We start from the raw sequence: 25,504 nt of genomic DNA on the forward strand, positions 1-25,504 counted from the left end.
ATTCCACCGGCCCCGCGCAGTGGCTCGGCAACACATGCCCGGCCACCTGAACGAGTGAACATCAATCGGAGTTTGACCATCAACTTCCGCGCGGCAACGATTTTCGCCGCAACCCCGCGCAACCCCCGGACGGGTTTGGAGATGCGTGCCCGTCCTGGCAGGATGCGCGCCCGCACGCCTCCGGAGCGCCGGTCCGTACCTTCCGCACGGCTCTGACCTGCCCGTACGCCACCCGTCGCGCCGAGTGACCGACCACCGGGCGAAATCCGCGCCCTCCGGCAGACTGACCGGCATGCGCATCGAACTCGCCACCGAGCCGGGCGACCCCCAACGCCCCAACGAGGACTACGCGTCGGTAGCCCTGCCGGCCTCCGGCCAGGGCGGAGTCCTGGTCCTGCTGGACGGCGTGACCCCGCCCGAAGAGGACTACGGATGCCGTCACACGGTGCCGTGGTTCACCGCGCGACTCGGCGGCGCAATGCTCGAACTGTCGGTTTCACACCGGGATATGACGCTCGCTGAGGCGCTCGCGGCGGCCATCTCCCGGACGGCCGCCGTTCACCGGGGCACCTGTGACCTTTCTCACGCCCGTACTCCGCAGGCAACTGTCGTGGCCGCAAGGTGGTCCGCGGACACCGTCGAGCACCTCGTACTGTCCGATTCGGTGCTCCTCCTGGAGCACGCCGACGGGTCGGTGCACCCCGTGCTGGACCCACGGCTGGACCAACTGCCACCTGCGGTCAGGGCCCGGCGCGCCGCCGTACGGGCGCTGCCCCGCGGGTCGGCGGAACGGGCCGCGGCGGGCCGGGAGTACGTGCGTGCCGTCGAGGCGCTGCGCAACGCGGAGGGCGGTTTCTTCACGGCGGCCGCGGATCCGGCGGTGGCGGCCCGCGCGGTCACCGGCACCACCCCGCGGGCCGCGGTCCGTTCACTGACCGCCCTCAGCGACGGCGCGGGCCGCTGGGTCGAGGTCTTCGGGGCGGGCTCCTGGGCGGACTGCGCGGGCCTGGTGGGCAAGGAGGGGCCGCAGGCCCTGATCGACCGGGTGCGGGCCGCGGAGGCGGCGGACCCGGAGTGCACGGCCCACCCGAGGGGCAAGGCCCGGGACGACGCCGCCGTGGTTTTCGTCATGCCGTGACAATTCCTGGCGGTCCGGGCCCTTTCGTCATCACCCTTTCGCGGTGTACCCGGTCACGACGCGCCTTTCACCCCTCCTCGCCCTCTTGCTCCGCGTTCAAGCGGTGCAGCAGCCGGGCGAGTTCGGCCACCTCATGGCGGTCCCAGGCGGCGAGGCGCCGGGCGTACTGGGCACGGCGGCCGTTGCGGACGCGGGTGAAGCGCTCCCGGCCCTCGTCGGTGAGGCGCACCAGGACGGCGCGGCCGTCGGCCGGGTCCGGCGCCCGGGCGACCAGGCCCAGCTGTTCCAGCGCGTGCAGCTGGCGGCTCATCGTGGCCTTGCCGACGCCGAAGAAGCCGGCGAGGTCGGTGGCCCGCTGCGCGCCGGCGTCGGCCAGCCGGACCAGCAGGCCGTAGGCGGACGGTTCCAGGTCGGGGTGCACCTCCCGGGCCAGTTCGCCGGACGAGGCCCGGGCCCGGCGGAGGAACACCGCCAATTCGCGCTCCAGGGCGAGGAATACGTGGTCCACACCGACCGGCTCGCCGTCCGTCGTCGCTCCGTCGGCCCCGGTGTTGTGCACGTCAGCGCCCCTTCCCGCATTTCCTGGTCTGAAAGTTTCCGCCCCCGTCGGCCGAAGCCGCAGCTCGGCCAGTATTTCGCAGGATTAGACCAACGGCAGCCCAGGGACCCTCTTTTGTCACGCCGGTCTACGCGCGTATCGTCACTTATGGCATGGCCACACCAAACGGCGGGCCGTTCGCCAAAGGTTCCGCCGCGCGTCCCGCACGCCGCACCTCCGTGTCAGCCGCGCCCACGCCATGCCGGCAGATCACCCCCCAGTAGATCCGCACCCATCCCCCCTCAGGTCACACCGAGATCTCCGGAGACACGTATGTCCGTGCTCAGATCCGGCTCCCCCCATCGCCCCGCGCGCTCGCTCGCGACCGTGACCGGGGCCCTCCTCACCCTCCTCGCCCTGCTCCTGGCGCTGCCCGCCTCGGCCGGTGCCACGGCCGTGCGGCGCGCGCCCGAGCCGGCCCACCCCGGCCAGGACTGGGCCGGCTCGCAGATCGCCAAGCACGAGGGCACCGCGGCCGGCGTCGGCGCCGGGCCGGCGGGTTCGCTCGCGGCGTCCGTCGAGGGCGTGGACGTCAGCAGCCACAACGGCAACGTCGCCTGGTCGACGCTCTGGAACAGCGGCGTCCGGTTCGCCTACGTCAAGGCGACGGAGTCCACCAGCTACACCAACCCGTACTTCGCTCAGCAGTACAACGGCTCCTACAACGCCGGCATGATCCGCGGCGGCTACCACTTCGCGACGCCCAACACCTCCAGCGGCGCCGCCCAGGCCAACTACTTCGTCGACCACGGCGGCGGCTGGTCCAAGGACGGCAGGACGCTGCCCGGCGCGCTGGACATGGAGTACAACCCCTACGGCGCGACCTGTTACGGGCTCAGCGCGGCCGGCCTGGTCAACTGGATGAAGGACTGGTTCGCCACCTACAAGGCGCGCACCGGCCGGGACGCGGTCATCTACACCTCCACCAGCTGGTGGAAGCAGTGCACCGGCAATTCGTCCGCCTTCGGCGCGATCAACCCGCTGTGGGTCCCGCGCTACGGCTCCTCGGTCGGCGAACTCCCGGCCGGCTGGGGCTTCCACACCATCTGGCAGTACACCTCGACCGGCCCCACGGTCGGTGACCACAACCGCTTCAACGGCGCGATGGACCGGCTGCAGGCACTGGCCAACGGCTAGCGCGGCCGCCGGTGGCCCCGCGGGCGGCCGCGCCCGCCCGCGCCGCGAGACCCCTCCCGCCCGCCGCGGGAGGGGTCTTGCGCTCCGGTCGCTTCCGTCACGCCGCGACCGGAACCTCCGGTGCCGCGCCGTTGCGGGCCGGGGTCAGGGCGAGCTCCAGCACCTGGCGGACGTCCGAGACCGGGTGGACCTCCAGGGCCGCCAGGACCTCGGCGGGCACGTCGTCCAGGTCCGGCTCGTTGCGCTTGGGGATGATCACGGTGGTGATCCCCGCGCGGTGCGCCGCGAGCAGCTTCTGCTTGACGCCGCCGATCGGCAGCACCCGCCCGGTCAGCGAGACCTCACCGGTCATCGCCACGTCCGGCCGGACCTGCCGGCCCGACAGCAGCGAGGCCAGCGCCGTCGTCATCGTCACGCCCGCGCTCGGCCCGTCCTTGGGGACGGCACCGGCCGGTACGTGCAGATGCACCCCGCGCTCCTTCAGGTCACCGACCGGAAGCTCCAGCTCCGCGCCGTGCGACCGCAGGAACGACAGCGCGATGTGCGCGGACTCCTTCATCACGTCCCCGAGCTGGCCGGTCAGCGTCAGACCGGAGGCCCCGGTTTCCGGATCGGCGAGCGACGCCTCCACGTAGAGGACGTCACCGCCCGCGCCGGTGACCGCGAGACCGGTCACCACACCCGGCACGGCCGTCCGCCGCTCGGCCGGGTCCTGGGCCGACTCGGGGGTGTGGTGCGGCCGCCCGATCAGCGGACGCAGCTGGTCCGTGCCGACGCCGAACGGCAGCTCCTGCTCGCCGAGTTCGTGCTGTGCGGCGATCTTGCGGAGCAGCCGGCCGATCGACCGCTCCAGGTTCCGCACGCCCGCCTCGCGGGTGTACTCGCCCGCCAGCTTGCGCAGCGCGTCCTCCTCCAGCGTCACCTCGCCGGGCTCCAGACCGGCCCGTTCCAACTGGCGCGGCAGCAGGTGGTCCCGGGCGATGACGACCTTCTCGTCCTCGGTGTAGCCGTCGAGCCGGACCAGCTCCATGCGGTCGAGCAGCGGCTCGGGGATGGCTTCCAGGACGTTGGCGGTGGCCAGGAAGACCACGTCGCTCAGGTCGAGTTCGACCTCCAGGTAGTGGTCGCGGAAGGTGTGGTTCTGCGCCGGGTCCAGGACCTCCAGGAGGGCGGCGGCCGGATCGCCCCGGAAGTCGGAGCCCACCTTGTCGATCTCGTCGAGCAGAACGACCGGGTTCATCGCACCGGCTTCCTTGATGGCCCGGACGATCCGGCCCGGCAGCGCGCCGACGTACGTGCGGCGGTGGCCGCGGATCTCCGCCTCGTCCCGGACGCCGCCGAGCGCGACCCGGACGAACTTGCGGCCCATGGCGCGGGCCACGGACTCGCCCAGCGAGGTCTTGCCGACACCGGGCGGCCCGACCAGCGCGAGGACGGCGCCGCCACGGCGACCGCCTATCAGGCCGAGCCCCCGCTCGGCCCGCCGCTTCCTGACGGCCAGGTATTCCGTGATCCGTTCCTTCACGTCCGCCAGGCCCGCGTGGTCGGCGTCCAGGACCTCCTTGGCGCCGGCGATGTCGTAGGCGTCCTCGGTCCGTTCGTTCCAGGGCAGTTCGAGGACGGTGTCGAGCCAGGTGCGGATCCAGGAGCCCTCGGGGCTCTGGTCGCTGGCCCGCTCCAGCTTGTCGACCTCCTTGAGGGCGGCCTTGCGGACGTCCTCGGGCAGATCGGCGGCCTCGACCCGGGCGCGGTAGTCGTCACCCTCGTCCTCGGGGTCGCCGTTGAGCTCGGCGAGCTCCTTGCGGACCGCCTCCAGCTGGCGCCGCAGCAGGAACTCCCGCTGCTGCTTGTCGACGCCCTCCTGGACGTCCTTGGCGATGGACTCGGCGACGTCCTGCTCGGCGAGGTGGTCGCGCAGCGCCTCGGTGGCGAGCTTCAGCCGGGCGACCGGGTCGGTGGTCTCCAGCAGGTGGACCTTCTGCTCGACGGTCAGGAACGGCGAGTAGCCGGAGTTGTCCGCCAGCGTCCCGACGTCCTCGATGCCCTGGACCCGGTCGACGACCTGCCAGGCGCCGCGCTTGCGCAGCCAGCTGGTGGCCAGCGCCTTGTATTCCGTGACGAGTTCGGTGACGGCACCCGGCAGAGGATCGGGAACCTGCTCCTCCAGCGCGGTGCCCTCCACCCACAGCGCGGCACCGGGGCCGGTCGTGCCGGAGCCGATGCGCACCCGGCGAAGGCCCCGGATCAGCGCGCCGGGATCGCCGTCGGACAGCCGCCCGACCTGCTCGATCCGCCCGAGCGTGCCGATGCCGGCGTAGTTCCCGTCGACCCGGGGCACAAGGAGCACCCGCGGTTTGTTGCCCGAGGAGGCGGCGGCCTGCGCGGCCTCGACCGCGGCGCGCACCTCCGTGTCGGTCAGGTCCAGGGGCACCACCATGCCGGGGAGCACGACCTCGTCATCGAGGGGCAGCACGGGCAGAGTGAGCGGTGTGGACGTCGAAGCCATGATCTCCCCTTCAGCAAGCAAGTTGAGCTTTACCCACTCAATGCAGGGAGCCGGGGAGATGTTCCCCGCCGCGCGTTCGCTGTGAGCGATCAGGCGGCGGGCCGCCAGTGGCCGGGGCGGGTCAGGCCGGACGGGAGCTTGGTGGCGGCATCGCCCTTGGCCGCGTTCAGTTGGGACTGGGTCACGAAGAGGGCGCCCGTCAGATCGGCGCCGCTGAGGTCGGCGTCCCGCAGGTCGGCGCCGATCAGGTCGGCCCGCCGCAGGTCCGCCCCGGTGAGGTCGGCGGCGATCAGGTACGCCCCGCGGAGGTTGGCGCCCTGGAGCCGCGCGCCCTTGAGGCGGGCACCCATCAGGTCGGCGCCGCGCCGCTCCTTCTTCCGGCCGGGCACCTGGGCCCGGACGAGCTCGCTGGTGCGCAGCAGCAGGACGTTGACCTCGGCCCGGTGGGCGGGCACGTCCAGCTCGCCGAGCTCCTCCGCGCTGCCGCGGGTGAGGGCCTCGGTCTTCTCCAACGCGGCGCGCAGGTCGTCCTGGAGCGCGGCAGGCAGCGCGGCGCCGGTTGCTCCGGTGGAGCCGGTGCCTGCACCGGGCGGCAGGGTCAGCGCCTCGGACAGGTACCAGAGGAGTTCGTGCAGCTGCCGCATGACGGGGAAGACGTCGAACATCTGCCGGGCCGTACCGGGCGCCTGCCGCCAGTCCTCGCCGCCGAAGGTGACCTGGGAGACCTTCTGCCCGGCACCGAAGCAGTCGAAGACGGTGCAGCCGGAGAAGCCGCGGCTTCGCAGGTCGCGGTGGATGCCGCAGCGGAAGTCGCCCTGGAGGTTGGGGCACGGCCGGCCCGCGTCCTTGTCGATCGCGAAGTCCGCCGAGCGCGCGAACGGCAGCGCGACGCAGCAGAGCCCGAAGCAACTGGCGCAGTCGGCGGTCAGGCCACGGTCGGCGGCCGTCAGGCCCAGGTCGGCGCTCTGCCGGCCGGGGGCGACGGCGTCGGGCAGCGGGCGGGCGGTGCGGTCTCGGGACACGATGCGGGTACTCCTGCGGCCGGCGGGCGCGGTACGCGGCGGCGCCCGGATGGGGCCTCCATTCTCCCAGGCCGCGCTGTGGGCTCTGCCGGGCGGCGAGGCCGGGGGCGTTGTCAGTGGTCGCCCGTAGCCTCGGTCACATGAGCATGATCGGAGAGTACGCACGTGTGACACCTGCCGAACTCACCCGTGTCCTCGGCGATCCCGAGTGGGGGCTGGCGCTCGTCGCCCGGCGGCGCGAGGCGGAGGCCGCGGCGGCCCCGGAGCCGGAGCGGGCGCGCTGCCTGGACGTCGACAAGAGCTGGGACGCGCTGGGATTCCTGCTGCGCCGCGCGGGCTTCCCGGTGGACGTCGTGCACGGCGAGGAAGCCGTCCCGGACGCCGAGGACTGGGGCTACGGCCCGCCGCGCTACCTCACCCCCGAGCGGGTGCGGGCCGCGGCCGAGGCGCTCGCGGAGATACCCGCGTCGAGCCTGACGGCCGGCGTCGGCCCGGAGGACCTGGCCAAGGCGGAGGTCTACCCGACGATCGTGTGGGAGCGGGGGGAACCACTGGACTACGTCACCGATTACTACGCACTCCTGCGGCCGTTCTTCGGCGCGGCGGCGGAGAAGGGGGACGCGATGCTCATGTGGCTGGGGTAGGCGGGCAGTTCGCCGCCGCGACGGCCGGGCCGGCCGCGACCGGGCAAGCCGCAACGGCCCCTCACCGTCGGCCCGGACGCTCCTCACGGCACGTCAGGACTGCTAGGTTCGCGGCATGTTGCAGCGGATGTCCGGGGTGTTCATCGGTGCACTGTTCGGGACGGTCTTCGTGGTCGCCAACGCGCACGCTCCACTGAGCCCCGCCGTCGGCGTCACCCTGCGCGTGATCGCGGTGCTCACCTTCGCGGGCCTGCTGGCGCTGGCGCTGCTGGCGGGCCGCCGGGGCGGGGCCGTGGTGGACGCGGACGGGGTTCCCCGGGCGGACTGGTTCCGCGGGAAGTTCGGGTTCGTGGTGGCGGCCGAGGCGGTACTGCTGATCGGCGGCCGGCTCGCGCTGCGCGAGGCGGGCGCCCCGGACGAGACCTCCGTCGCCTGGATCGCGCTCATCGTCGGGCTGCACTTCATGGCGCTGGCCGCGGTCTGGCAGCGGCGCTCGGTCGCCGTTCCGGGCACGGCGCTCACCGCGCTCGGCGTGGCCGGTCTCGGTATGGCCGCGACCCGTGCGGTGGTGTGGGTGCCGTTCGTCAGCGGCGTCCTGTCCGGTGTCGCCCTGCTGGCCGGCTGCGCCTACGCCATCGCGCAGACCTACCGGTCCACCGTACGGCCGTAGTTGGCCCACGGCGGGCGGGGCCCGTGCGGTAGGCGCACGGCGCGTCGGTGCGTAGTCGCGCCCCGGCAGGCGGCGTATCTCCCTCGGCGCGGGCGCGCACTCCCTGTAGTGCAGTGCGGGCGCGGGCGCCGCGGCTCAGGGTGTGGTCCCCGCGATGGGGGGTGTCCACGCGCCGCCCTTCAGGGGGTGGACACACCCCGCGGTTCAGGATGCGCCCGCAGGGCCGGGTGGCCCAGGTCGCCGAGGAGCGGGGTGGGGCCGGTGCGAACGACCCGCCAGCGGCGGAGCAGTGGCCAGCTCGCCACGCCCAGCGTGAGCGAGAGCAGATGGCCCCAGTCCGTCATCGGGTCGGTGTAGGCGAGCAGGGCGGTGCCGGCGAGCCAGCCGGCGCCGCCCAGCAGCGGCCAGCGCAGCCAGGCCGGCAGTACCCCGGCCAGCCCGCCGATGCAGGTCATCACGCCGAAGCTGATGCCGTAGTCGAGGCGGTGCAGCGAGCTCTCCGGCAGCCCGCCGGCGGCGACGGTGAAGGCGACCGGCACCTCCGTGGCGAGGGTGGCCAGCGCATGCCCGCCGAAGAAGACCGCGGCGGTGCGCAGCCCGCCGATCCGCCGCTCCAGCGCGGGCAGTACGACCAGGAATCCGAGGGCGTAACCGGAGGTCAGTCCGCCGGCGATCCAAAGCGCGCTGGCGACCAGCACCAGCAGCGGGGCCTGCGCGAGGTGGACCACGTCCGTGCTGGAGCCCTGGAGCAGCTGGGAGACCAGGGTCGGGTCCGCATGCTCGGCGAAGAGTGAGGTGGCCACGAGCAGCAGGCCGTAGCCGACGGAAAAGGGGGTGCCGAGCAGCAGCCGCCAGGGCCGCGGGCGGGCGCGCGGCGGACCGGGCTCCGGCTCCGCCGCGGCCACGGGTGCCGCGGTGTCCCGGCCGGTGCCCTGCCGTGGGATGCCCGGCAGGAGGGCGGGGGCGGGTGGTCCGTCCGCTCCGGTGCTCCCGGCCGGTGCCCGGCCGCCCGACGTCCGCTCCCCCTGCATTCCCCCGACGGTTCCCAGCCTGCTCACGGTCCGAGGCCCCTTCCGTCCTGACGCATCCACCGAGCCACGCCCGGGGTACCTGGGCCGCGCGTGAGTGCTCCGCCGTGCACAACGTCCGCTCGCCCTGCACAACGTCGCGGACCAGCCTGCACGCTCAACCCATGAAGAAGCTGTGAGAGTGAGATGCCTCACACGAAGCAACCGTCACGGGACGCTCCCGGTCCCGCTCGGGCCTCGCTCCACCCGCCCGCGCCACCGTTCCCGGGGCCGCCCCACGTACCGCCGCCCCGGTCCGCCCGCACGCCGCCGCCCCGCCCCCACGACTCCCCGTAAGCCGTTGGACCACCACGCCCCCTCTTGGCCACCATGGCCGCATGGCTGCTCCCGTTACCCCGCCGCAGACCCTGTCCGACCTCCCCGAGTCGCCGCGCACGCTCGACCGCCGGGAGGGCCCGTACGGCGAGGTGGTCCTGCGGGAACGGGCCGGGTCCCCGGGCGGCCCGCCCGTCATCCACGAGATCATCGCCAACGGCTGCTTCCTGATGGACACCTCCGACGGCCGCTCCGAGCGCCTGCTGGTCGACGCCGCGCTGAACGAGCTGCCGGCCGACCGGCAGCGGCCCGCCGTCCTCATCGGCGGCCTGGGCGTCGGCTTCTCGCTGGCCCGGGCGGCCGAGCAGCCGCGCTGGGGCCGGATCACGGTCGTCGAACGCGAGGCCGCGGTCATCGACTGGCACCGGACCGGCCCGCTGTCCGCGATCTCGGCCGCGGCGCTGGCCGACCCGCGCAGCGAGATCCTGCACACCGACCTCGTCGCCCACCTCCGCACGCCCGCCGGCCCGCACGCCCAGGGGGCGCCTGCCGGCCCGCACGCCCACGGGGCGCCCGCCGACGGAGCGGCCCCCGACGGGACGCCCCGCCCCGACCCGACCCCCGACACCGGCGCCGACGCCGCTCCCGTCCCCTACGACGCCCTCTGCCTCGACATCGACAACGGCCCCGACTGGACCGTCACCGAGGACAACAACGGCCTCTACTCCCCCGCCGGCCTCGCCGCCTGCCGGGACCGGCTCACCCCGGGCGGGGTGCTCGCCGTCTGGTCCGCGCAGCCCTCCCCGGCGTTCGAGGAAGCGCTGCGAAATGCCGGTTTCCAGGGGGTGCGTACGGAAGAGATCCCGGTTGTCCGAGGAGTCCCCGACGTGGTCCACCTCGCTCGGAAGGGTGCGTAGCCGACAGTCACACCATGCCCGTACGCTGCTGCCCAGCAAGACGCGACCACGCAGGGACATGCAGGGGCGGGCGATGGACCAGACTCAGACAACGCAGGGCGGCGCCGCCGCTGCCACGCCGGGCGCCCAGCGCCGGGTACTGGTGGTGGAGGACGACCCCACGATCGTCGAAGCCATCGCGGCCAGGCTGCGCGCCGAGGGCTTCCAGGTGCAGACGGCCACCGACGGCCCGGCCGCGGTGGACACCGCCGAGGCCTGGCAGCCCGACCTGCTGGTCCTGGACGTGATGCTGCCGGGCTTCGACGGCCTGGAGGTCTGCCGCCGGGTCCAGGCCCAGCGCCCCGTTCCGGTGATGATGCTCACCGCCCGGGACGACGAGACGGACATGCTGGTCGGCCTCGGCGTCGGCGCCGACGACTACATGACCAAGCCGTTCTCCATGCGCGAGCTGGCCGCCCGGGTGCACGTCCTGCTCCGCCGGGTCGAGCGCGCCGCGCTGGCCGCGCACACCCCGCGCAGCGGCATCCTCCGACTGGGTGAGCTGGAGATCGACCACGCCCAGCGCCGGGTCCGGGTCCGCGGGTCCGACGTCCATCTGACCCCGACCGAGTTCGACCTGCTGGTCTGCCTGGCGAACACCCCGCGCGCGGTGCTCTCCCGCGAGCAGCTGCTGGCCGAGGTGTGGGACTGGGCGGACGCCTCCGGGACCCGTACGGTCGACAGCCACATCAAGGCGCTCCGCCGCAAGATCGGCGCCGAGCGGATCCGTACGGTCCACGGCGTCGGCTACGCCCTGGAGACCCCGCCGGCATGAGCCCCTGGCGCCTGCGTTCCTGGCCGCTGCCGAAACGCCGGTGGTGGCGGACACCCGTCCGTGAGCTGGGAAAACGGGTCTGGGACGCACTGCGCCCGCTGGACCCGTACCGCTCCGTCAAAGCCGCGCTCGGCGCACTGGTCAGCGTCTCGGTGATCATCACCACCCTGCTGGTGTTCGTGGCGATGCACTCGGCGACCGAGCTGCGGGTGATCACGATCTTCTCGATCATCGCCTCGCTGCTGATCACCCAGTTCGTGGCGAACAGCCTGACCGCCCCGCTCGGCGAGATGACGGACGTCACCCGCGCGATGGCGCACGGTGACTACACCCGCCGGGTGCGCGCGGACCGCCGCGACGAGTTCGGCGACCTGGCCGACGCCTTCAACCGGATGGCGGCCGACCTCGAAGCGGTGGACACCCACCGCAAGGAGCTGGTCGCCAATGTCTCGCACGAGCTGCGCACGCCGATCGCCGCGCTGCGCGCCGTGCTGGAGAACGTCGTCGACGGCGTCTGCGAGCCCGACCCCGAGACGATGCGGACCGCCCTGAAGCAGACCGAGCGGCTGGGCCGCCTGGTCGAGCACCTCCTCGACCTGTCGCGGCTGGACAACGGCGTGGTGCCGCTGCACGCCCGGCGCTTCGAGGTCTGGCCGTATCTGTCCGGGGTGCTCAAGGAGGCCAACATGAGCCGCGGCGCCTCCACCCTCTCCGGGCTGACCGGCTCCGGCACCCACACCCGTACGGACGTCCATCTGCACCTCGACGTCTCGCCGCCCGAGCTGACCGCGTACGCGGACGCGGAGCGGCTGCACCAGGTCGTGGCGAATCTCATCGACAACGCGATCAAGCACAGCCCCCGGCACGGCCGGGTCACCGTGCATGCCCGGCGCGGCGAGAGCCCGGGGGGCCTGGAGCTGGAGGTGCAGGACGAGGGCCCCGGCATCCCGGAGTCGGAGCGCTACCGGGTCTTCGAGCGCTTCAACCGCGGCGGCCCGGGCCCCTCGGGGCCGGGGACGGACGGCGGTACGGGCCTGGGCCTGGCGATCGCCCGCTGGGCGGTGGACCTGCACGGCGGCCGGATCGGTGTGGCCGAATCGGCACGGGGTTGCCGGATCCGGGTCACTCTTCCGGGGCAGGAGTCATCACGGAGCTGACGACCGTACGGACGGTCGCTGGCGTAGGGTCGGTGGTAGGAGCACTCACCCCGTGGGTGCGACGGCGGTGAGTGCTACCCGCACGCGGGCAAACTTCGTGTGTTTCCCGCCAAGTCATGCCCTGAAACCCTTCGGTGAATGTGACGTGCGCGACGAGTGGCCCTCCCGGACTGCACCAAAGGTCACAAGAGGCGTAGCCTTTATTCCCGCTGTCCACCACCTTAGGAAGCGGAAGAGGGCGGTTGCCGCCGTGTCGCTACAGTCCCCCAACACTTCGAGCATCTCGAACGAGGCCGATCAAGCGGGGCAGGGCAAGAGCCCTGCTGCTGCCTTCGGCCCCAATGAGTGGCTCGTCGACGAGATCTACCAGCAGTACCTCCAGGACCCGAACTCGGTAGACCGAGCCTGGTGGGACTTCTTCGCCGACTACAAGCCGGGCGGCGCCACCGCGCCGAGCACGCCGGCGGAGGCCCCCGCCCCCGCCGGGGCCGCCCCGGCCCAGTCGTCCCCCGCGGCCCCGGCCGCGGACGGGCCGAAGCCCGCCGCCGCGCCGGCCACCCCGGCCGCGAGCGCCCCGGCCCCCACCGAGCCCGCGCCGGCCAAGGCCGCCGCCGAGCCCGCCGCCGCGAAGCCCGCGCCGAAGCCGGCCGCCGCGAAGCCGGCCGCCGCGAAGGCCGACGGCGAGGCCCCGGCCGCCGGTCCCGAGTTCGTCACCCTGCGCGGCCCGTCGGCCGCCGTTGCGAAGAACATGAACGCCTCCCTGGAGCTGCCGACGGCCACGTCCGTCCGCGCGGTCCCGGTGAAGCTGCTCTTCGACAACCGCATCGTCATCAACAACCACCTCAAGCGCGCCCGGGGCGGGAAGGTCTCCTTCACCCACCTCATCGGGTACGCGATGGTGCAGGCCCTCAAGGCCATGCCGTCGATGAACTACTCCTTCGCGCAGAAGGACGGCAAGCCGACCCTGGTCAAGCCCGAGCACGTCAACCTCGGCCTGGCCATCGACCTGGTGAAGCCGAACGGCGAGCGCCAGCTGGTCGTCGCCGCGATCAAGAAGGCCGAGACGCTCTCGTTCTTCGAGTTCTGGCAGGCCTACGAGGACATCGTCCGCCGGGCCCGGGACAACAAGCTGACGATGGACGACTTCACCGGAGTCACCGCGTCGCTGACCAACCCCGGCGGCATCGGCACGGTCCACTCCGTGCCGCGCCTGATGCCCGGCCAGTCGATGATCATGGGCGTCGGCGCGATGGACTACCCCGCCGAGTTCCAGGGCACCTCGCAGGACGCCCTGAACAAGATGGGCATCTCCAAGGTCATGACGCTGACCAGCACCTATGACCACCGCGTGATCCAGGGCGCCGCCTCCGGCGAGTTCCTGCGCATCATGAGCCAGCTGCTGCTCGGCGAGAACGACTTCTACGACGAGATCTTCAAGTCGCTGCGGATCCCCTACGAGCCGATCCGCTGGATGCGCGACATCGACGCGTCGCACGACGACGACGTCACCAAGGCCGCCCGGGTCTTCGAGCTGATCCACTCCTACCGGGTCCGCGGCCACGTCATGGCCGACACCGACCCGCTGGAGTACCACCAGCGCAAGCACCCCGACCTGGACATCACCGAGCACGGCCTCACCCTGTGGGACCTGGAGCGGGAGTTCGCGGTCGGCGGCTTCTCCGGCAAGTCCATGATGAAGCTGCGCGACATCCTGGGCGTGCTGCGCGACTCGTACTGCCGCACCACCGGCATCGAGTTCATGCACATCCAGGACCCCAAGCAGCGCAAGTGGATCCAGGACCGGGTCGAGCGTCAGCACAAGTCGCCCGAGCGCGAGGAGCAGCTGCGCATCCTGCGCCGGCTGAACTCCGCCGAGGCGTTCGAGACGTTCCTGCAGACCAAGTACGTCGGCCAGAAGCGCTTCTCGCTGGAGGGCGGCGAGTCCGTCATCCCGCTGCTGGACGCGGTCATCGACTCCGCGGCCGAGTCGCGGCTGGACGAGGTCGTCATCGGCATGGCCCACCGCGGCCGCCTCAACGTCCTCGCCAACATCGTCGGCAAGTCCTACGCGCAGATCTTCCGCGAGTTCGAGGGCAACCTCGACCCGAAGTCGATGCACGGCTCCGGCGACGTGAAGTACCACCTGGGCGCCGAGGGCACCTTCACCGGTCTGGACGGCGAGCAGATCAAGGTCTCGCTGACCGCCAACCCCTCCCACCTGGAGGCCGTGGACCCGGTCGTCGAGGGTGTCGCGCGCGCCAAGCAGGACATCATCAACAAGGGCGGCACGGACTTCACCGTCCTGCCGATCCAGCTGCACGGTGACGCGGCGTTCGCCGGCCAGGGCGTGGTCGCCGAGACGCTGAACATGTCGCAGCTGCGCGGCTACCGCACCGGCGGCACGGTGCACGTCGTCATCAACAACCAGGTCGGCTTCACCGCCGCCCCGGAGTCGTCGCGCTCCTCCATGTACGCCACCGACGTGGCCCGCATGATCGAGGCGCCGATCTTCCACGTGAACGGTGACGACCCCGAGGCCGTCGTCCGCGTCGCCCGTCTGGCCTTCGAGTTCCGCCAGGCGTTCAACAAGGACGTGGTCATCGACCTCATCTGCTACCGCCGCCGCGGCCACAACGAGTCGGACAACCCGGCCTTCACCCAGCCGCTGATGTACGACCTGATCGACAAGAAGCGCTCGGTGCGCAAGCTCTACACCGAGTCGCTGATCGGCCGTGGTGACATCACCCTCGAAGAGGCGGAGCAGGCGCTCCAGGACTTCCAGGGACAGCTGGAGAAGGTCTTCACCGAGGTCCGCGACGCCACGACGGCTCCGGCCGCCCCCGAGGTGCCGCAGCCCAAGGCGGAGTTCCCGGTCTTCGTCGACACCGCGATCTCCCAGGAGGTCGTCAAGCGGATCGCCGAGTCGCAGGTCAACATCCCCGAGCACATCACCGTGCACCCGCGTCTGCTGCCCCAGCTGCAGCGCCGCGCGGCCCAGATCGAGGACAACGCCATCGACTGGGGCATGGGCGAGACCCTCGCCGTCGGTTCGCTGCTGATGGAGGGCACCGCGGTCCGGCTCGCCGGCCAGGACTCCCGCCGCGGTACGTTCGGCCAGCGGCACGCGGTGCTCATCGACCGCGAGACCGGCGAGGACTACACCCCGCTGCTCTACCTCTCCGAGGACCAGGCCCGCTTCAACGTCTACGACTCGCTGCTGAGCGAGTACGCGGCGATGGGCTTCGAGTACGGCTACTCGCTGGCCCGCCCCGAGGCGCTGGTCATGTGGGAGGCCCAGTTCGGTGACTTCGTCAACGGCGCGCAGACCGTCGTCGACGAGTTCATCTCCTCGGCCGAGCAGAAGTGGGGCCAGACCTCCGGCGTCACCCTCCTCCTGCCGCACGGCTACGAGGGCCAGGGCCCGGACCACTCCTCGGCCCGGATCGAGCGGTTCCTGCAGCTCTGCGCGCAGAACAACATGACCGTGGCGATGCCGACGCTGCCCTCCAACTACTTCCACCTGCTGCGCTGGCAGGTGCACAACCCGCACCACAAGCCGCTCATCGTCTTCACCCCGAAGTCGATGCTGCGTCTGAAGGCCGCGGCGTCGAAGACGGAGGAGTTCACCTCGGGCGGCTTCCGCCCGGTGATCGGCGACTCCACGGTCAAGCCCGAGGACGTCCGCAAGGTCGTCTTCTGCTCCGGCAAGGTCTACTACGACCTGGACGCCGAGCGGCAGAAGCGGGGCGCGGACGACACCGCGATCGTCCGCATCGAGCGGCTCTACCCGCTGCCCGGCAAGGAGCTCCAGGCGGAGATCGCCAAGTTCCCGAACGCCGAGAAGTACCTGTGGGCGCAGGAAGAGCCGGCGAACCAGGGTGCCTGGCCGTTCCTCGGCCTCAACCTGATCGACCACCTCGACCTGGCGGTCGGTGCCGACGTCCCGCACGGCGAGCGGCTGCGGCGCATCTCGCGCCCGCACTCCTCGTCCCCGGCCGTCGGCTCCGCCAAGCGCCACCAGGCCGAGCAGGCCCAGCTGGTCGCGGAGGTCTTCGACGCGTAGGCGTCACCGGACCGACAGGCAGGAACGGAAGGGCCCGTCCCCTCGGGGGCGGGCCCTTCCGCCTGCTCCGGTCAGATGGGCTGCGGCTCGAAGTCCCAGCCGGAGGATCGGCGACGGGGGCCTGCGACCGTCCTGGAGGCGAGGCTCAGGGGATGGGTGCCGCCCAACGTCCGCGCCGCCCGCTGCGCGGTCGTGCCACTCAGCTCGGCCGCGTCCACCACCTGCCCGACGAGGCTCCGGGCGTTCGCCGCGTTCACCGCGCAGCCCAGTGTCCAGGGATGGTCGGGGCCCACGGCACGCTCCATGTCACGGTGCGCGCGCACCGCGTGGTCCAGCGCCGCGTCACGGTCCCCGATGTCCTGCAGTACGAGACCGACGTTGCCGCGGGTACCCACCGTGTACGGGTGGCCCGCGCCGAGCAGGTCCAGGTAGCCCTGGGCGACCGACTCGGCCCGTTCCCGCGCCTCGGCGAGCCGGCCGCGCCGGCGCAGCAGCATGGCTTCGTCGGCCCGCACCATCAGGGTCTCCGGGTGGTGCGCGCCGTGCACGCGCACGCAGCGCCTGACCAGCTCCGCCATGCGCGGCCGGTCCGGGCCGTCCGAGCGCCAGCGGCACCGGGCGAGGTCGTGCAGGGCGCGCAGCGTCTGCGGATGGTGTGCGCCCATCACCGTTCGGTGCAGGGCCACGTTCCTCTCCTGGCGGGACAGGGCCTCCTCGTACCGGCCGAGCAGCCGCAGCATCTGGGCGTGGGACGTGGCCGCGTTGAGGGTCAGCGGGTCGCGGGGGCCGAGGTCCCGCTCCCGGATCTCCAGCACGTCGCGGTGGGCGGCGAGCGACTCCTCGTAGCGGCCCAGCAGTCCGAGCGCGATGGCGTGGTTGGCGCGTGAGGACAGGGTGCGGGGCGCCCGGTCCCCGAGCGAGACGGCGAAGGACCGCCAGCCCTCCTCGAACAGCTGCCGGGCCCGCTCGTAGGCGCCGAGCGCCATCAGGGTTCCGGCCAGGCCGTCCTTGGCCCGCAGCAGCGTGGGGCTGTCCGGAGAGCGCTCGGCGGCCAGCCGTGCCACGATCTCGCCGCCCACCTGCTCCGCCTTGCGGTAGTGGCCCAACCTCCGCAGCATGTTGGCCAGTTGGTGACTCAGTACCAGCACCTTCGGATGCGTCGGGGCCATCATCTGGTTCCAGGCGCCCAGGGCCCGCTCGCACAGCTGGAACCCCGTGGCGTGTTCGCCGCGCACCCGCAGGTACTCGACGCAGTTGACGACCAGTTCCTGGACCTGCGGGTGCTGTGATGCCAGGGCGCCCGAGGGTTCCAGATGCGGGATCAGCTCGGCGTAGCGTTCCCACCGCGCGGTGTCGGCGGGGACCTGCGGATCGGCGGAGGCCAGCACCCGGCAGGCGGCTTCCGACAGTTCGGCCAGTTCCCCCTCGGTCAGCTCCGCGCGGAGGAAGCGGTGGTAGAGCCGGTGCATCTGCGCGGTCTGCCCCGGCCCCTGCCTTCCCCGGTCGGTCAGGCGTACCGCGCTGGATTCCGTCAGCGTGCGCAGCGCCGTCGACCACATCAGCGGGTCGGCCACCACACCCGTCAGCGGTTCGGGCACATCGGTGGGCCGGCTCTCGGCGAGCAGATGCACGGGGATGTCGTCCGGCGCGAAGAAGGCCAGCAGTTTCAGCAGGAAGAGCACCACGGGGCTGCGTTCGCGCAGGGTGTTGAGGGTGATCGCCCAGCTGGTCTGGAAGGCCATCGGGTAGTCGGCGTCGATGCGGATGCCGACCGTTCCGGGGGCGCCTGCGCGCAGGACCTGGATGTACTCCCCCGGTGGGAGCGGGTTGCCGTCCAGCCACGCGGCGGTCTGCGCCACCAGCAGCGGCAGGTCCTGGACCGCGCCCGCGAGGTCGTCCGCTTCCTCGGGGGACAGCCGGGGCGCCCGCTGGCTGATGTAGGCGATGCTCTCCGCACGGGTGAAGGGACGGACCTCCACCTCCTCGGCGATCTCGGCCCAGTCGCGGGAGAGCGAGGTGATCAGGATGTGCGCGCGGCCGTCGGGTACGAGGTCGTCGATCTGCTCCCGGTAGTCCGCGCTGTCGAAGACGATCAGCCACCGGCGGTGCGGGCGCCCGGTCCGGACGGCGTCGTGCACGGCCCTGATCCGGGCGCCGATCTCCGGGCCCACCGGCAGTCCCAGCCGCCCGGCCAGGTCCGCCAGCTGCTCGCGCGCGGCCCCCCGGTGCGTGCAGCTGACCCACCAGGTCACGTCGTAGTCGTTGCCGAAGCGGTGCGCGTACTCCGCGGCCAGTTGGCTCTTGCCGACCCCGGACATCCCGCGGAGCACACACATCCGGCGGTCGCCGGCCGCGGTGAAGCGCTGGTTGAGCTCCTCCAGCAAGGCATCGCGTCCCGTGAAGCGCCGGTTCCTGCGCGGCGCGTTCCATGCCGCGGGAGGGTCGTCGGGGTAGCGGGCCGCCGCGAGCGGTCCCTCGTCCCGCGCAACGGCCGGCGCGTCCGACGAATCGACCCCCAGACGTCGCCGGAGGCGCTCCCGCGCCCCGTTCTCGTCCAGTCCCCTCAGGTCCGCGGGGCGGAGCAGCCCTACCGCGGCCGGCAGGCCGCCGTACGACAGGCTCACGGCGGCGAACCTGTCGGCGTGCGGCGGTACGACCTCGCGGAGCGCGGCGTCCCACTCCTCCGGAGTCTTCCCGCCCAGCCGGAAGTAGGCGTCGTCCAGCACCATCAGGGCCCGGTCCTGGTCCCCCAGCAACTGCTCCAGTTCCGCCGCCAGTTGGGTGTCCGCCGGTGGGTCCCAGCGCCGTAGGACCGCGGCACGGCCCAGCTGCGCCAGCTGTTGGGAGATCCACGCGGCCCAGGGGCGGGCGGAGCCCGCGTAGCTGATGACCGTGACCGGGCCGGATTCCGCGGCCGGATCCGGCAGGTCCGCGCGACATCCGGTCGCACCCGAGAGGCCGAACAGCGCACCCAGGGGCGCGGGGATCTCGTAGACCGCGCCGTCCCCGCCCACCAGCCGCACCCCCTGGTCGCCGACCCAGGTCTCGACGGTCTCCCCGGCGCCGATCAGCAGGGTCCGGCTGCCGGACGCGGTGATCAGGTCGACCACCCGTGGATCGCTGTCCGGCACCCGCACGGCCCGGGCTCCGGGCCGTCCGCGGACCTCGCCGAGCAGCAGGTGGGTGGGGGTACGGACGAGGTGCAGCAGGGTTTCGGGGAGGTGCTCGGCGATGATCTCGACGTGGTGCAAGGTGAGCCGCCGGGGCCGTGGTGGGGGAACGCCGTCCGGGAGCCGTGCGGCGGAGACGGCGGCCAACTGCCAGGCCGCCGGGGTGCGCCGCACCTCCTCCGGGAGGCGCTCCCAGGCTCCGGCGAACCAGCGGGCGATACCGGTACGGCCCTCCACGAGCAGGGCACGCAGCGCGGGCCGCAGGCTGTCCTCGATCCCTGCCTCGGCGTCCGGCCCGCCGCGCACCGCCAGCCATACGGCGCGTTCCTCGGCGCGGAGCGCCGGCGAGAGATCCCGGTGGACGCGCTCGGTGACGTCCCCCAGGCCGTGCAGTGCGCTCTGCGGGGGCGCGGCGGCCAGCCGCCGACCGAGGTCCTCGCGCAGGCTGGGCAGCAGGTCCTCCCTGAGGGAGATCGAGCCGAAGCTGCGCCGGTCGACCAGGCCGCCGAACCACAGATCGGTCTCGGCCGCGACGTCCAGCCGCGGCGCCACGGTCAGCCGTACGGCCCGCATCAGTTCGGGCTCGATACGCGTCGCGATGCTCAGCAGCACGGCCAGTTCGCGGTCGGGCCGGCCGGTGGCGGCGCTCACCTCCGTGCCCCTTTCACCTTGCTGACGGTGGTGCCGCGGTCCCAGGCGACGACGGGGAGGAGGCGTCGCCAGCTCCTGGGCCAGCGGTGTTCGGGCAGGGGGACGAAGGCGATCGCCTCGCAGCCGCCCCGGCGGATGGTGGCGACCGTCGCTTCCCACTGCGCGGCGGTCGCCCGCCAGGGGTGGAAGACGGGGCCGCCGGCACCGAGGTCGGAGAGGATGAGCACCCGGGTACCGGGCCGTGGCGGGGTGTAGGGCTGCCAGGTGCCCCGGGACCCGGTGCCGGCACCGCGCGTCGGCAGATCCGCGAAGCGCAGCACCTGGGTTCCCGCCGCGCCGACCACCGCCCGCACCCTGGCGATCACGTCCTCGACGTCCCGGGCGAAGGGCTCCATGGAGGCCGAGACATCGGCGAGGATCTGCACGCCGTGGCGCAGGGTGGGCAGCGGGCGACGCGGGATCTCGGTGAGCGGCCTGGCCTGGGCCACCTGTTCGGTCGCCCGGTCGAAGTCCAGCTCGCCCTCCATGGTGATCCGGGCCAGCGCGGTGCGCAGCAGGGCCGCGGTGGAGCGGGGTGCGAACAGCGGCATGTGGGGTGGCGGGTCCGCCGGTTCGCTCGGGTCCCGGGGCGGGGGCAGCGGGTCGACCGTCCAGCCGAAGGCCCGGGGGGCGGCCCGGTCGACGGGGGTGAGCAGCGCGGTCTCGGGGTCGTCGGCCGGTTCCGCTTCGGGCCCGGCGGGGTGACCTGCCGGGTCCTCGGCCGTGCCGGTGGTCTGCTGGGCGGTGGCGGGACCCGTGTCGGGCACAGCGGGAACCGTACCGGCGGGCCGGCCTCCGAGGGGCTCGCAGGCCGTGGCGGTCCCGCCCAGCCCCAGGAGCGCGGCGAGCCCGGCCCACTCGGCGTCGGTGGTCACCCCGAGCTGGTGGGCCGCCCGCACCAGGTCGGCCAGCCAGGCCTCACCTCTCACACCCCTCGCACCCGTCACACCAGCCCGCCCGTCGCCTGCTGCCGCTTGACCAGCAGCAGGGGGACCAGCCGCCGCCACTGTGCGGAGCCGGGCCGGATGGCCAGTGCCCGGCAGGCCCGTACGGCGTCGAGGTATTCGGCGGTGCTGGGGCTGCGCACGCCGTCCGCGAGCGCCTGTGCGCGCACCTTCATCAGCTCGTGTGCGATCGTCGCCGCCAGTTCCTCGTCGCCGCTGCCGAGACCACCGGGCCACTGGGCGAGGTGCGCCAGGGCGATGCGGACGAGCAGGTCCTCGCCGTGCTCGGAGAGCGTGAGGTCGACGCAGCGGCGCTTGAAGGCCTGCGGCAGTTCCCGCTCCTCGTTGGTGGTGATGACGATGAGGTGGCGGGCCCGGTCCGTCACCTCCGGCCGCCGGGCCGGCTCGGTACTGATCACCGCGCCCGTTTCGGCCACGATGAAGCGGTGCGAACCGAGCGGGACGAGCAGGCTGTTGGGCACATCGGGCTCCGCCTTGTCGATCTCGTCGATGAGGACGACCGCGCAGTCCGGGTCGCGGCCCTCGTTGATCTCGCGGAACGGATCGGGCCAGCCCTCGCCGTCGTACCGGCCCGGCGGGCGGCCGCGGCGGCGGGCCGACCGGGGCGCCAGGGCCCACCAGAGCACACCCGGCTGCACGTAATCGGCGTCCTCCCGCACCGGCCCGTCCGGCCTCGGCACCTGCGCGTCCCCGAGACGCCGCACGCTGTCGAAGCTCCAGAGCAGGTCCCGGGGCTGGGTGCGGTAGGTGACGACGTGTTCGTAGTAGCGCCAGTTGCGCAGCCGTGCCACCCGCGGGGCGAGCGAGGACTTCCCCGAACCGGGCGCACCGCTCAGCAGCAGCGGTCGTCCGGTGGCCAGCGCCACCTCCACCGCGAACTCGATCTCCTCGGACATCACGTACACCAGCCCGTCGGTGCGGTCAGGTGTGTCGAGCCCGCCCGTCGTGCTCGCCGGGCGCTCTTCGGGCACATGGGTCACGGTCTTCTCCAGCCTGCGGACGCGGATCGGGCGGCGTCCCGTCGTTCGGTCATGCGGCGCGCCTCACGGACGGCCAGCTGTTCGTCATCGGCGCCGAAGGGGGGTTCCAGCAACAGTGCCTCCCGGAGCCCCGCGGGCCACTGGTCGCGCGGGGCGACCGGCTGGGGCGGGATCAGCAGGATGTGCAGCCAGGCGACCCGGTCGTGCATCCAGGAGACCACCCGCCCGGCCTGCTCCAGGGTCAGGCGCCGGGCATCCAGGATCAGATAGGAGCTGCGCTCCCGCTCCTCGACGGCGTCCTCCCACCGGTCCTGCTGGTGCATCCCCAGGAGGTGCTTCACCGCACGCTCGCACTCCGCCCGCAGTGCGGTTTCCTCGTCCTCCTCCCCCAGGCTGCCCAGCCCGGCGACGGTGTACAGGTACTTGCTGGAGTCGACGCAGTAGGCGCGGCTCAGGTAGTACGTCCCGGTGTCCGGGTTGCGGACGTTGAGCACCACGGTCCGCCGGTGCGCCCCCTGCCCGGCCGGCAGCACGTGCCGTGCGGAGCCGGCGTCCACCCACACCGGCAGGGTCAGGGTGACCAGATGCCCCAGCGGGACCTCGTCGATGTGGTACCTGATGGTTTCGATGACCCGTCCGAGGCGGGCCACCTCGTGGGTGTGCAACATCTGGGCCGCCAGGAAGCCGTGCCCGGCGACCGGTGCGGTCGCCCTGGCCACGTCGTCCGGCGGCAGGTCGAGCGCCTCCCCGAACTTCGTCAGCCGTTCCGGCGTCCAGACCTGCCGGAGCTGGGCGGCGATGTTCTCGACCCATTCGCCGACCACGTCGCCGTTCCCCCGGACGGGCACCTCGGGAAAGCCGGCCAGGACGGCGGCGGCCTCTTCGGCGGGTGCGACGCCCCGGCACGGCGGCCGGGCCGCCTGGAGCGCGCCGAGCTCACGCAGCCCCGAAGCGCTCAGTTCACGTGCCGTCACCCCGCCCACCAGGGCCGGCACGACATGGAGCGCCGGGTTGAAGAAGCGCCGCCACATGAGGAGCGCGGCCTCCTTGCGTACCCACTCGGACTCCAGCGCGTGCCGGTTCACCAGGACGACGGCGGCCTCGCACTCCGCGAGCCAGTGGTAGACCCGGGCCCGCCACTCCTCCCCCTCCGACAGTCCCTCGACGTCCACGAGGACGTCGTATCCGCGCCGCCTGAGGCCGTGCGCCACCAGCTCGCGCACCTCGCGCGCATGGGGGTCGGCCTTGGAGCTGTGGCTGAGGAACACCTTGATCACCCTTGGTCCTGCCCCGACTCCGACGTCCATTTCGCCATCCAGGCCTCGTTCTGGATCGAGATGACGTGCTCCCCCTGCTCCGCGAGCCGCTGGGTCTCCGCCTCCGTACGGCCGCCCGCGGCCCATTGCCGGATCAGGTGGTCGAGTTGGGCGGCGGTACGGGAGAACTCCATCTCCTGGTACGCGTACTTCGCGGCCGCCGCGTGCGCGGTCACGGTCCCGGCCGCGGTGGCCACGACCGGAATCCACGCGGCCGCCTCGTCCACGCCGAACGTGCCCGCGACCCCGCCGAGGACGACCGAGAGGAGTGCCAGAGCGCCTTCCGCCCGCTCCGTCGTCGACACCTTGCGGGCCATGGCGCGCGCCTTGGGCCGGTAGTAGTCGGTGAGTTGCCGCGCCAGTCGCTCACTGACGTAGGACTCGCCGCCGGTGACGGGCGGCAGGTCACGCACGGCCGCCTCGATGTCGCGGGTGTGCCGGGACAGGTCCGAGGCCGCGTCCAGGACCCGCTGTGTGCGGCGGGTCAGCTCCTCCGCGGCGGCTGCGCCGGCCCGCGACCGGTAGGGGCCGAGGCCGGCGAGATAGAGGTAGCTCTCGCTCTTGAGCACCTCCGCGACGGAACGTGCCCGCACCCACTCGGACAGGTGCCGCGCCGATGCCCTCTTCAGCGCGAACGCGGCCCCGGCCGCCGTGAGGGAGGCCAGGAGCGCCACCGCCTTGCCCAACGCCGGTACCGGACCGAGGGTTTGGGACGACGTCACACCGAGACCGGCCGTCGCGAGGCCGCACAGCAGACCGGTCGTGCGCCACCGCTCCACCGAGGCCTTGAGCGTGTTCGCCGCCTGTGACCAGACGCTCTGCGCCCGCCACACCAGGGCCACGACCGATAAGTCGTCCCTGCCGCCTGTTCCCCCGAATCCGGCCATCACCCGATTTTGGCGGGCCACTCATGCGCTAGGCAACAAGTACTCGTTGGAGCCTGGCGTCCACATGCCGGATGAACGCCGCCAGGTCCGCGCAGTAGACGGACGGGTGCCGGAACCCGCTGCCGGGCCGGTAACGGTGGGCGTAATTCCCTCCGCCGCACACCCGTACGACCGGACACGTCCGGCACGAGGGTGCCAGTGCCCGCATCCCCAGCTGCCGGGCCGCGGTGCCCGGGTGTTCCAGCGCGTCGTCGAAGCTGTTGCGGTCGACGTGGAGGCCCATGACGGGGGCTCCCTCGTAGGCCGTCTTCAGCGAGTCGACCTGCTCGACGGCGCCGTCGGTGTCCACCACCACCGCGGCCAGCGGCGAGATCCCCATCGCCTCGGCGGCGCTCGGCACCCCGAGCAGCAGCCCGATGACCTCCGTGAACAACCGCACCCGCACCGCCGCGCGGTCCGCGTCGAACCACGCGTCGAAGGCCGCGGCGAGCCAGTCGGCGTACGGCGTCGCCCGATGCGCCGCGTGCGGGTCGGCGATCCCGGGCGGCGGCGCCGCCCAGTTCGCGTGGGGCAACAGCAGATCGATGGCCGGCGGATCGAAGGCGAGCAGGGAGGCATAGGTCTCGACCGGGTCGTGCGCCAGGTCGACGGTGCACAGGATGCCCGCGTAGGAGGCCGGGTACCGGGCCAGCCGACGCAGGCCGCGGGTGACCGCGGGCCAGGAAGGACGGCCGGCGTGATCGACCCGGCTGGTGTTGTGGTGCGGCGCGCCGCCGTCCAGGCTGACGCCGATGCCGATGTCCGCCGCGGCCAGTTCGGAGAGGGTGCGCTCGGTGAGCAATGTGCCGTTGGTCTGGACGCTCACCCGCACCGCGCAGCGCTTCCCGACCGCCTCGTGGACGGCGCCCCGCACGAGCGACGCGACCCGGACCGGCGTCCCGGGGCCGGACAACAAGGGCTCCCCGCCGTGCAGTTCCACCCGGATCTGCGTCAGGTCGTGCGCGGCGACATGCTCCGCGATCCGGTGGGCGGTGCGCCGCAGCACCTCGTCGCCGACCCGGTGCGGGCGGCTCCGCCAGCTGCTGTCGGCCCCGTGGTAGACGTAGCAGTAGGTGCAGGCCAGATTGCACCGGCTGTGCACCTTGAGGACGAACTGCCGGAACGGCACCGGCCGCGCCCCCGCCCGGCGCAGGGCGGCCACGTCCAGAAGGGCGTGCGGCCAGGGCGCCGGGCCGTGCGGGTCGGTCGCGGCGGCGTTCACAGCACCAGGCCCGGGCCGTCCTCGTAGTACGCGACGGGAACGGGCTCGCTACGGACCCGGTCGCCGAGGACGCTCAGCACATCCGCCAGCACCGGATGCGACACCCGCTGTTGCAGGGCCATCAGATCGTGCGCGTTCCTGACGGACAGCGCGCCTCCCCCAGGACCGGCCTCCGCCGGCCGGGCGCCGCCTCGAGGATCCGACACAATGCTCCCTCCAGTGGGGC

At 72.8% G+C, this 25,504-nt stretch carries 19 protein-coding genes; 8 read left to right on the forward strand and 11 right to left on the reverse strand.

Translation table 11 applies throughout. The features are described from left to right. Positions 1 to 292 precede the first annotated feature (292 nt). The gene (locus tag V2J85_RS32885; RefSeq protein ID WP_330823625.1) at positions 293 to 1,138 is read left to right on the forward strand and encodes a hypothetical protein; all 846 of its coding nucleotides are present in this window, start codon (positions 293 to 295) and stop codon (positions 1,136 to 1,138) included. Between the two features lie 67 nt (positions 1,139 to 1,205). Here V2J85_RS32885 and V2J85_RS32890 read toward each other — a convergent pair whose 3' ends face one another. Then, on the reverse strand, positions 1,206 to 1,697 hold the full coding sequence (locus V2J85_RS32890) for a MarR family winged helix-turn-helix transcriptional regulator (RefSeq protein WP_261955723.1): 492 nt from the start codon (positions 1,695 to 1,697) through the stop codon (positions 1,206 to 1,208). A gap of 312 nt (positions 1,698 to 2,009) precedes the next feature. Between V2J85_RS32890 and V2J85_RS32895 the strand changes: the two genes are divergently transcribed. Continuing rightward, positions 2,010 to 2,873, forward strand: coding sequence for a lysozyme (locus V2J85_RS32895; RefSeq protein WP_330823626.1), 864 nt, complete (start codon positions 2,010 to 2,012; stop codon positions 2,871 to 2,873). A 97-nt stretch (positions 2,874 to 2,970) separates the two neighbouring features. On the opposite strand, the gene lon is transcribed toward V2J85_RS32895, so the two are convergent. Next, on the reverse strand, positions 2,971 to 5,379 hold the full coding sequence (lon, locus tag V2J85_RS32900) for an endopeptidase La (protein ID WP_330823627.1): 2,409 nt from the start codon (positions 5,377 to 5,379) through the stop codon (positions 2,971 to 2,973). Positions 5,380 to 5,468: 89 nt separating this feature from the next. Next, positions 5,469 to 6,335 (reverse strand): pentapeptide repeat-containing protein, encoded by an 867-nt coding sequence (locus tag V2J85_RS32905; RefSeq protein WP_330823650.1) that lies wholly within the window; start codon positions 6,333 to 6,335, stop codon positions 5,469 to 5,471. A 206-nt stretch (positions 6,336 to 6,541) separates the two neighbouring features. Here V2J85_RS32905 and V2J85_RS32910 point away from each other — a divergent pair, with 206 nt between their 5' ends. Beyond that, positions 6,542 to 7,045, forward strand: coding sequence for a YfbM family protein (locus tag V2J85_RS32910; RefSeq protein WP_261955726.1), 504 nt, complete (start codon positions 6,542 to 6,544; stop codon positions 7,043 to 7,045). 115 nt (positions 7,046 to 7,160) lie between these two features. Next, the gene (locus V2J85_RS32915; protein WP_261955727.1) at positions 7,161 to 7,715 is read left to right on the forward strand and encodes a hypothetical protein; all 555 of its coding nucleotides are present in this window, start codon (positions 7,161 to 7,163) and stop codon (positions 7,713 to 7,715) included. A 179-nt stretch (positions 7,716 to 7,894) separates the two neighbouring features. Here the strand turns inward: V2J85_RS32915 and V2J85_RS32920 are convergent, their stop codons facing one another. Beyond that, complete coding sequence (locus V2J85_RS32920; RefSeq protein WP_330823628.1) at positions 7,895 to 8,773, reverse strand: rhomboid-like protein; 879 nt, start codon at positions 8,771 to 8,773, stop codon at positions 7,895 to 7,897. Between the two features lie 347 nt (positions 8,774 to 9,120). Here V2J85_RS32920 and V2J85_RS32925 point away from each other — a divergent pair, with 347 nt between their 5' ends. From V2J85_RS32925 to V2J85_RS32940, 4 genes are all read left to right on the forward strand, one after another. Continuing rightward, entirely contained in the window at positions 9,121 to 9,975 is an 855-nt protein-coding gene (locus tag V2J85_RS32925; protein WP_330823629.1) for a spermidine synthase family protein, read from the forward strand. A gap of 73 nt (positions 9,976 to 10,048) precedes the next feature. Then, entirely contained in the window at positions 10,049 to 10,789 is a 741-nt protein-coding gene (locus V2J85_RS32930; protein WP_261955730.1) for a response regulator transcription factor, read from the forward strand. Next, positions 10,786 to 11,946, forward strand: coding sequence for a HAMP domain-containing sensor histidine kinase (locus V2J85_RS32935; protein ID WP_261955731.1), 1,161 nt, complete (start codon positions 10,786 to 10,788; stop codon positions 11,944 to 11,946). Before V2J85_RS32930 ends, V2J85_RS32935 begins: the two co-directional genes overlap by 4 nt. A gap of 250 nt (positions 11,947 to 12,196) precedes the next feature. Beyond that, complete coding sequence (locus V2J85_RS32940; protein ID WP_261955732.1) at positions 12,197 to 16,009, forward strand: multifunctional oxoglutarate decarboxylase/oxoglutarate dehydrogenase thiamine pyrophosphate-binding subunit/dihydrolipoyllysine-residue succinyltransferase subunit; 3,813 nt, start codon at positions 12,197 to 12,199, stop codon at positions 16,007 to 16,009. Between the two features lie 71 nt (positions 16,010 to 16,080). Here V2J85_RS32940 and fxsT read toward each other — a convergent pair whose 3' ends face one another. From fxsT to V2J85_RS32975, 7 genes are read right to left on the reverse strand one after another with little or no spacing between them, the layout of a single operon-like run. Beyond that, positions 16,081 to 19,830, reverse strand: a complete 3,750-nt coding sequence (fxsT, locus tag V2J85_RS32945) for an FxSxx-COOH system tetratricopeptide repeat protein (RefSeq protein WP_330823630.1) — start codon at positions 19,828 to 19,830, stop codon at positions 16,081 to 16,083. Then, positions 19,827 to 20,798, reverse strand: a complete 972-nt coding sequence (locus tag V2J85_RS32950; protein WP_330823631.1) for a hypothetical protein — start codon at positions 20,796 to 20,798, stop codon at positions 19,827 to 19,829. The genes fxsT and V2J85_RS32950 overlap by 4 nt, the downstream gene beginning before the upstream one ends. Before the next feature lie 14 nt (positions 20,799 to 20,812). Then, positions 20,813 to 21,814, reverse strand: coding sequence for a MoxR family ATPase (locus V2J85_RS32955; RefSeq protein WP_330823632.1), 1,002 nt, complete (start codon positions 21,812 to 21,814; stop codon positions 20,813 to 20,815). Continuing rightward, positions 21,811 to 23,091, reverse strand: coding sequence for a toll/interleukin-1 receptor domain-containing protein (locus V2J85_RS32960; protein ID WP_330823633.1), 1,281 nt, complete (start codon positions 23,089 to 23,091; stop codon positions 21,811 to 21,813). Before V2J85_RS32960 ends, V2J85_RS32955 begins: the two co-directional genes overlap by 4 nt. Then, complete coding sequence (locus tag V2J85_RS32965; RefSeq protein ID WP_330823634.1) at positions 23,088 to 24,017, reverse strand: DUF4231 domain-containing protein; 930 nt, start codon at positions 24,015 to 24,017, stop codon at positions 23,088 to 23,090. Before V2J85_RS32965 ends, V2J85_RS32960 begins: the two co-directional genes overlap by 4 nt. A gap of 28 nt (positions 24,018 to 24,045) precedes the next feature. Beyond that, a complete protein-coding gene (locus V2J85_RS32970) occupies positions 24,046 to 25,278 on the reverse strand; it encodes an FxsB family cyclophane-forming radical SAM/SPASM peptide maturase (RefSeq protein WP_330823635.1) in 1,233 nt (410 codons plus the stop codon). Continuing rightward, positions 25,275 to 25,484 (reverse strand): YxD-tail cyclophane-containing RiPP peptide, encoded by a 210-nt coding sequence (locus tag V2J85_RS32975; protein ID WP_261955734.1) that lies wholly within the window; start codon positions 25,482 to 25,484, stop codon positions 25,275 to 25,277. Before V2J85_RS32975 ends, V2J85_RS32970 begins: the two co-directional genes overlap by 4 nt. Between the last annotated feature and the right edge of the window lie 20 nt (positions 25,485 to 25,504).

Origin of the sequence: Streptomyces bugieae (assembly GCF_036352915.1) — a bacterium.
Classification (GTDB): Bacteria; Actinomycetota; Actinomycetes; order Streptomycetales; family Streptomycetaceae; genus Streptomyces; species Streptomyces endophytica.

What these genes read in the sequence shown, in the direction of transcription:
- V2J85_RS32925 (WP_330823629.1), top strand. Translation starts at nt 9,121, where the DNA reads ATGGCTGCTCCCGTTACCCCGCCGCAGACCCTGTCCGACCTCCCCGAG.
- V2J85_RS32910 (WP_261955726.1), top strand. Translation starts at nt 6,542, where the DNA reads ATGAGCATGATCGGAGAGTACGCACGTGTGACACCTGCCGAACTCACC.
- lon (WP_330823627.1), bottom strand. Translation starts at nt 5,379, where the DNA reads ATGGCTTCGACGTCCACACCGCTCACTCTGCCCGTGCTGCCCCTCGAT.
- V2J85_RS32895 (WP_330823626.1), top strand. Translation starts at nt 2,010, where the DNA reads ATGTCCGTGCTCAGATCCGGCTCCCCCCATCGCCCCGCGCGCTCGCTC.
- V2J85_RS32965 (WP_330823634.1), bottom strand. Translation starts at nt 24,017, where the DNA reads ATGGCCGGATTCGGGGGAACAGGCGGCAGGGACGACTTATCGGTCGTG.
- V2J85_RS32930 (WP_261955730.1), top strand. Translation starts at nt 10,049, where the DNA reads ATGGACCAGACTCAGACAACGCAGGGCGGCGCCGCCGCTGCCACGCCG.
- V2J85_RS32885 (WP_330823625.1), top strand. Translation starts at nt 293, where the DNA reads ATGCGCATCGAACTCGCCACCGAGCCGGGCGACCCCCAACGCCCCAAC.
- V2J85_RS32935 (WP_261955731.1), top strand. Translation starts at nt 10,786, where the DNA reads ATGAGCCCCTGGCGCCTGCGTTCCTGGCCGCTGCCGAAACGCCGGTGG.
- V2J85_RS32915 (WP_261955727.1), top strand. Translation starts at nt 7,161, where the DNA reads ATGTTGCAGCGGATGTCCGGGGTGTTCATCGGTGCACTGTTCGGGACG.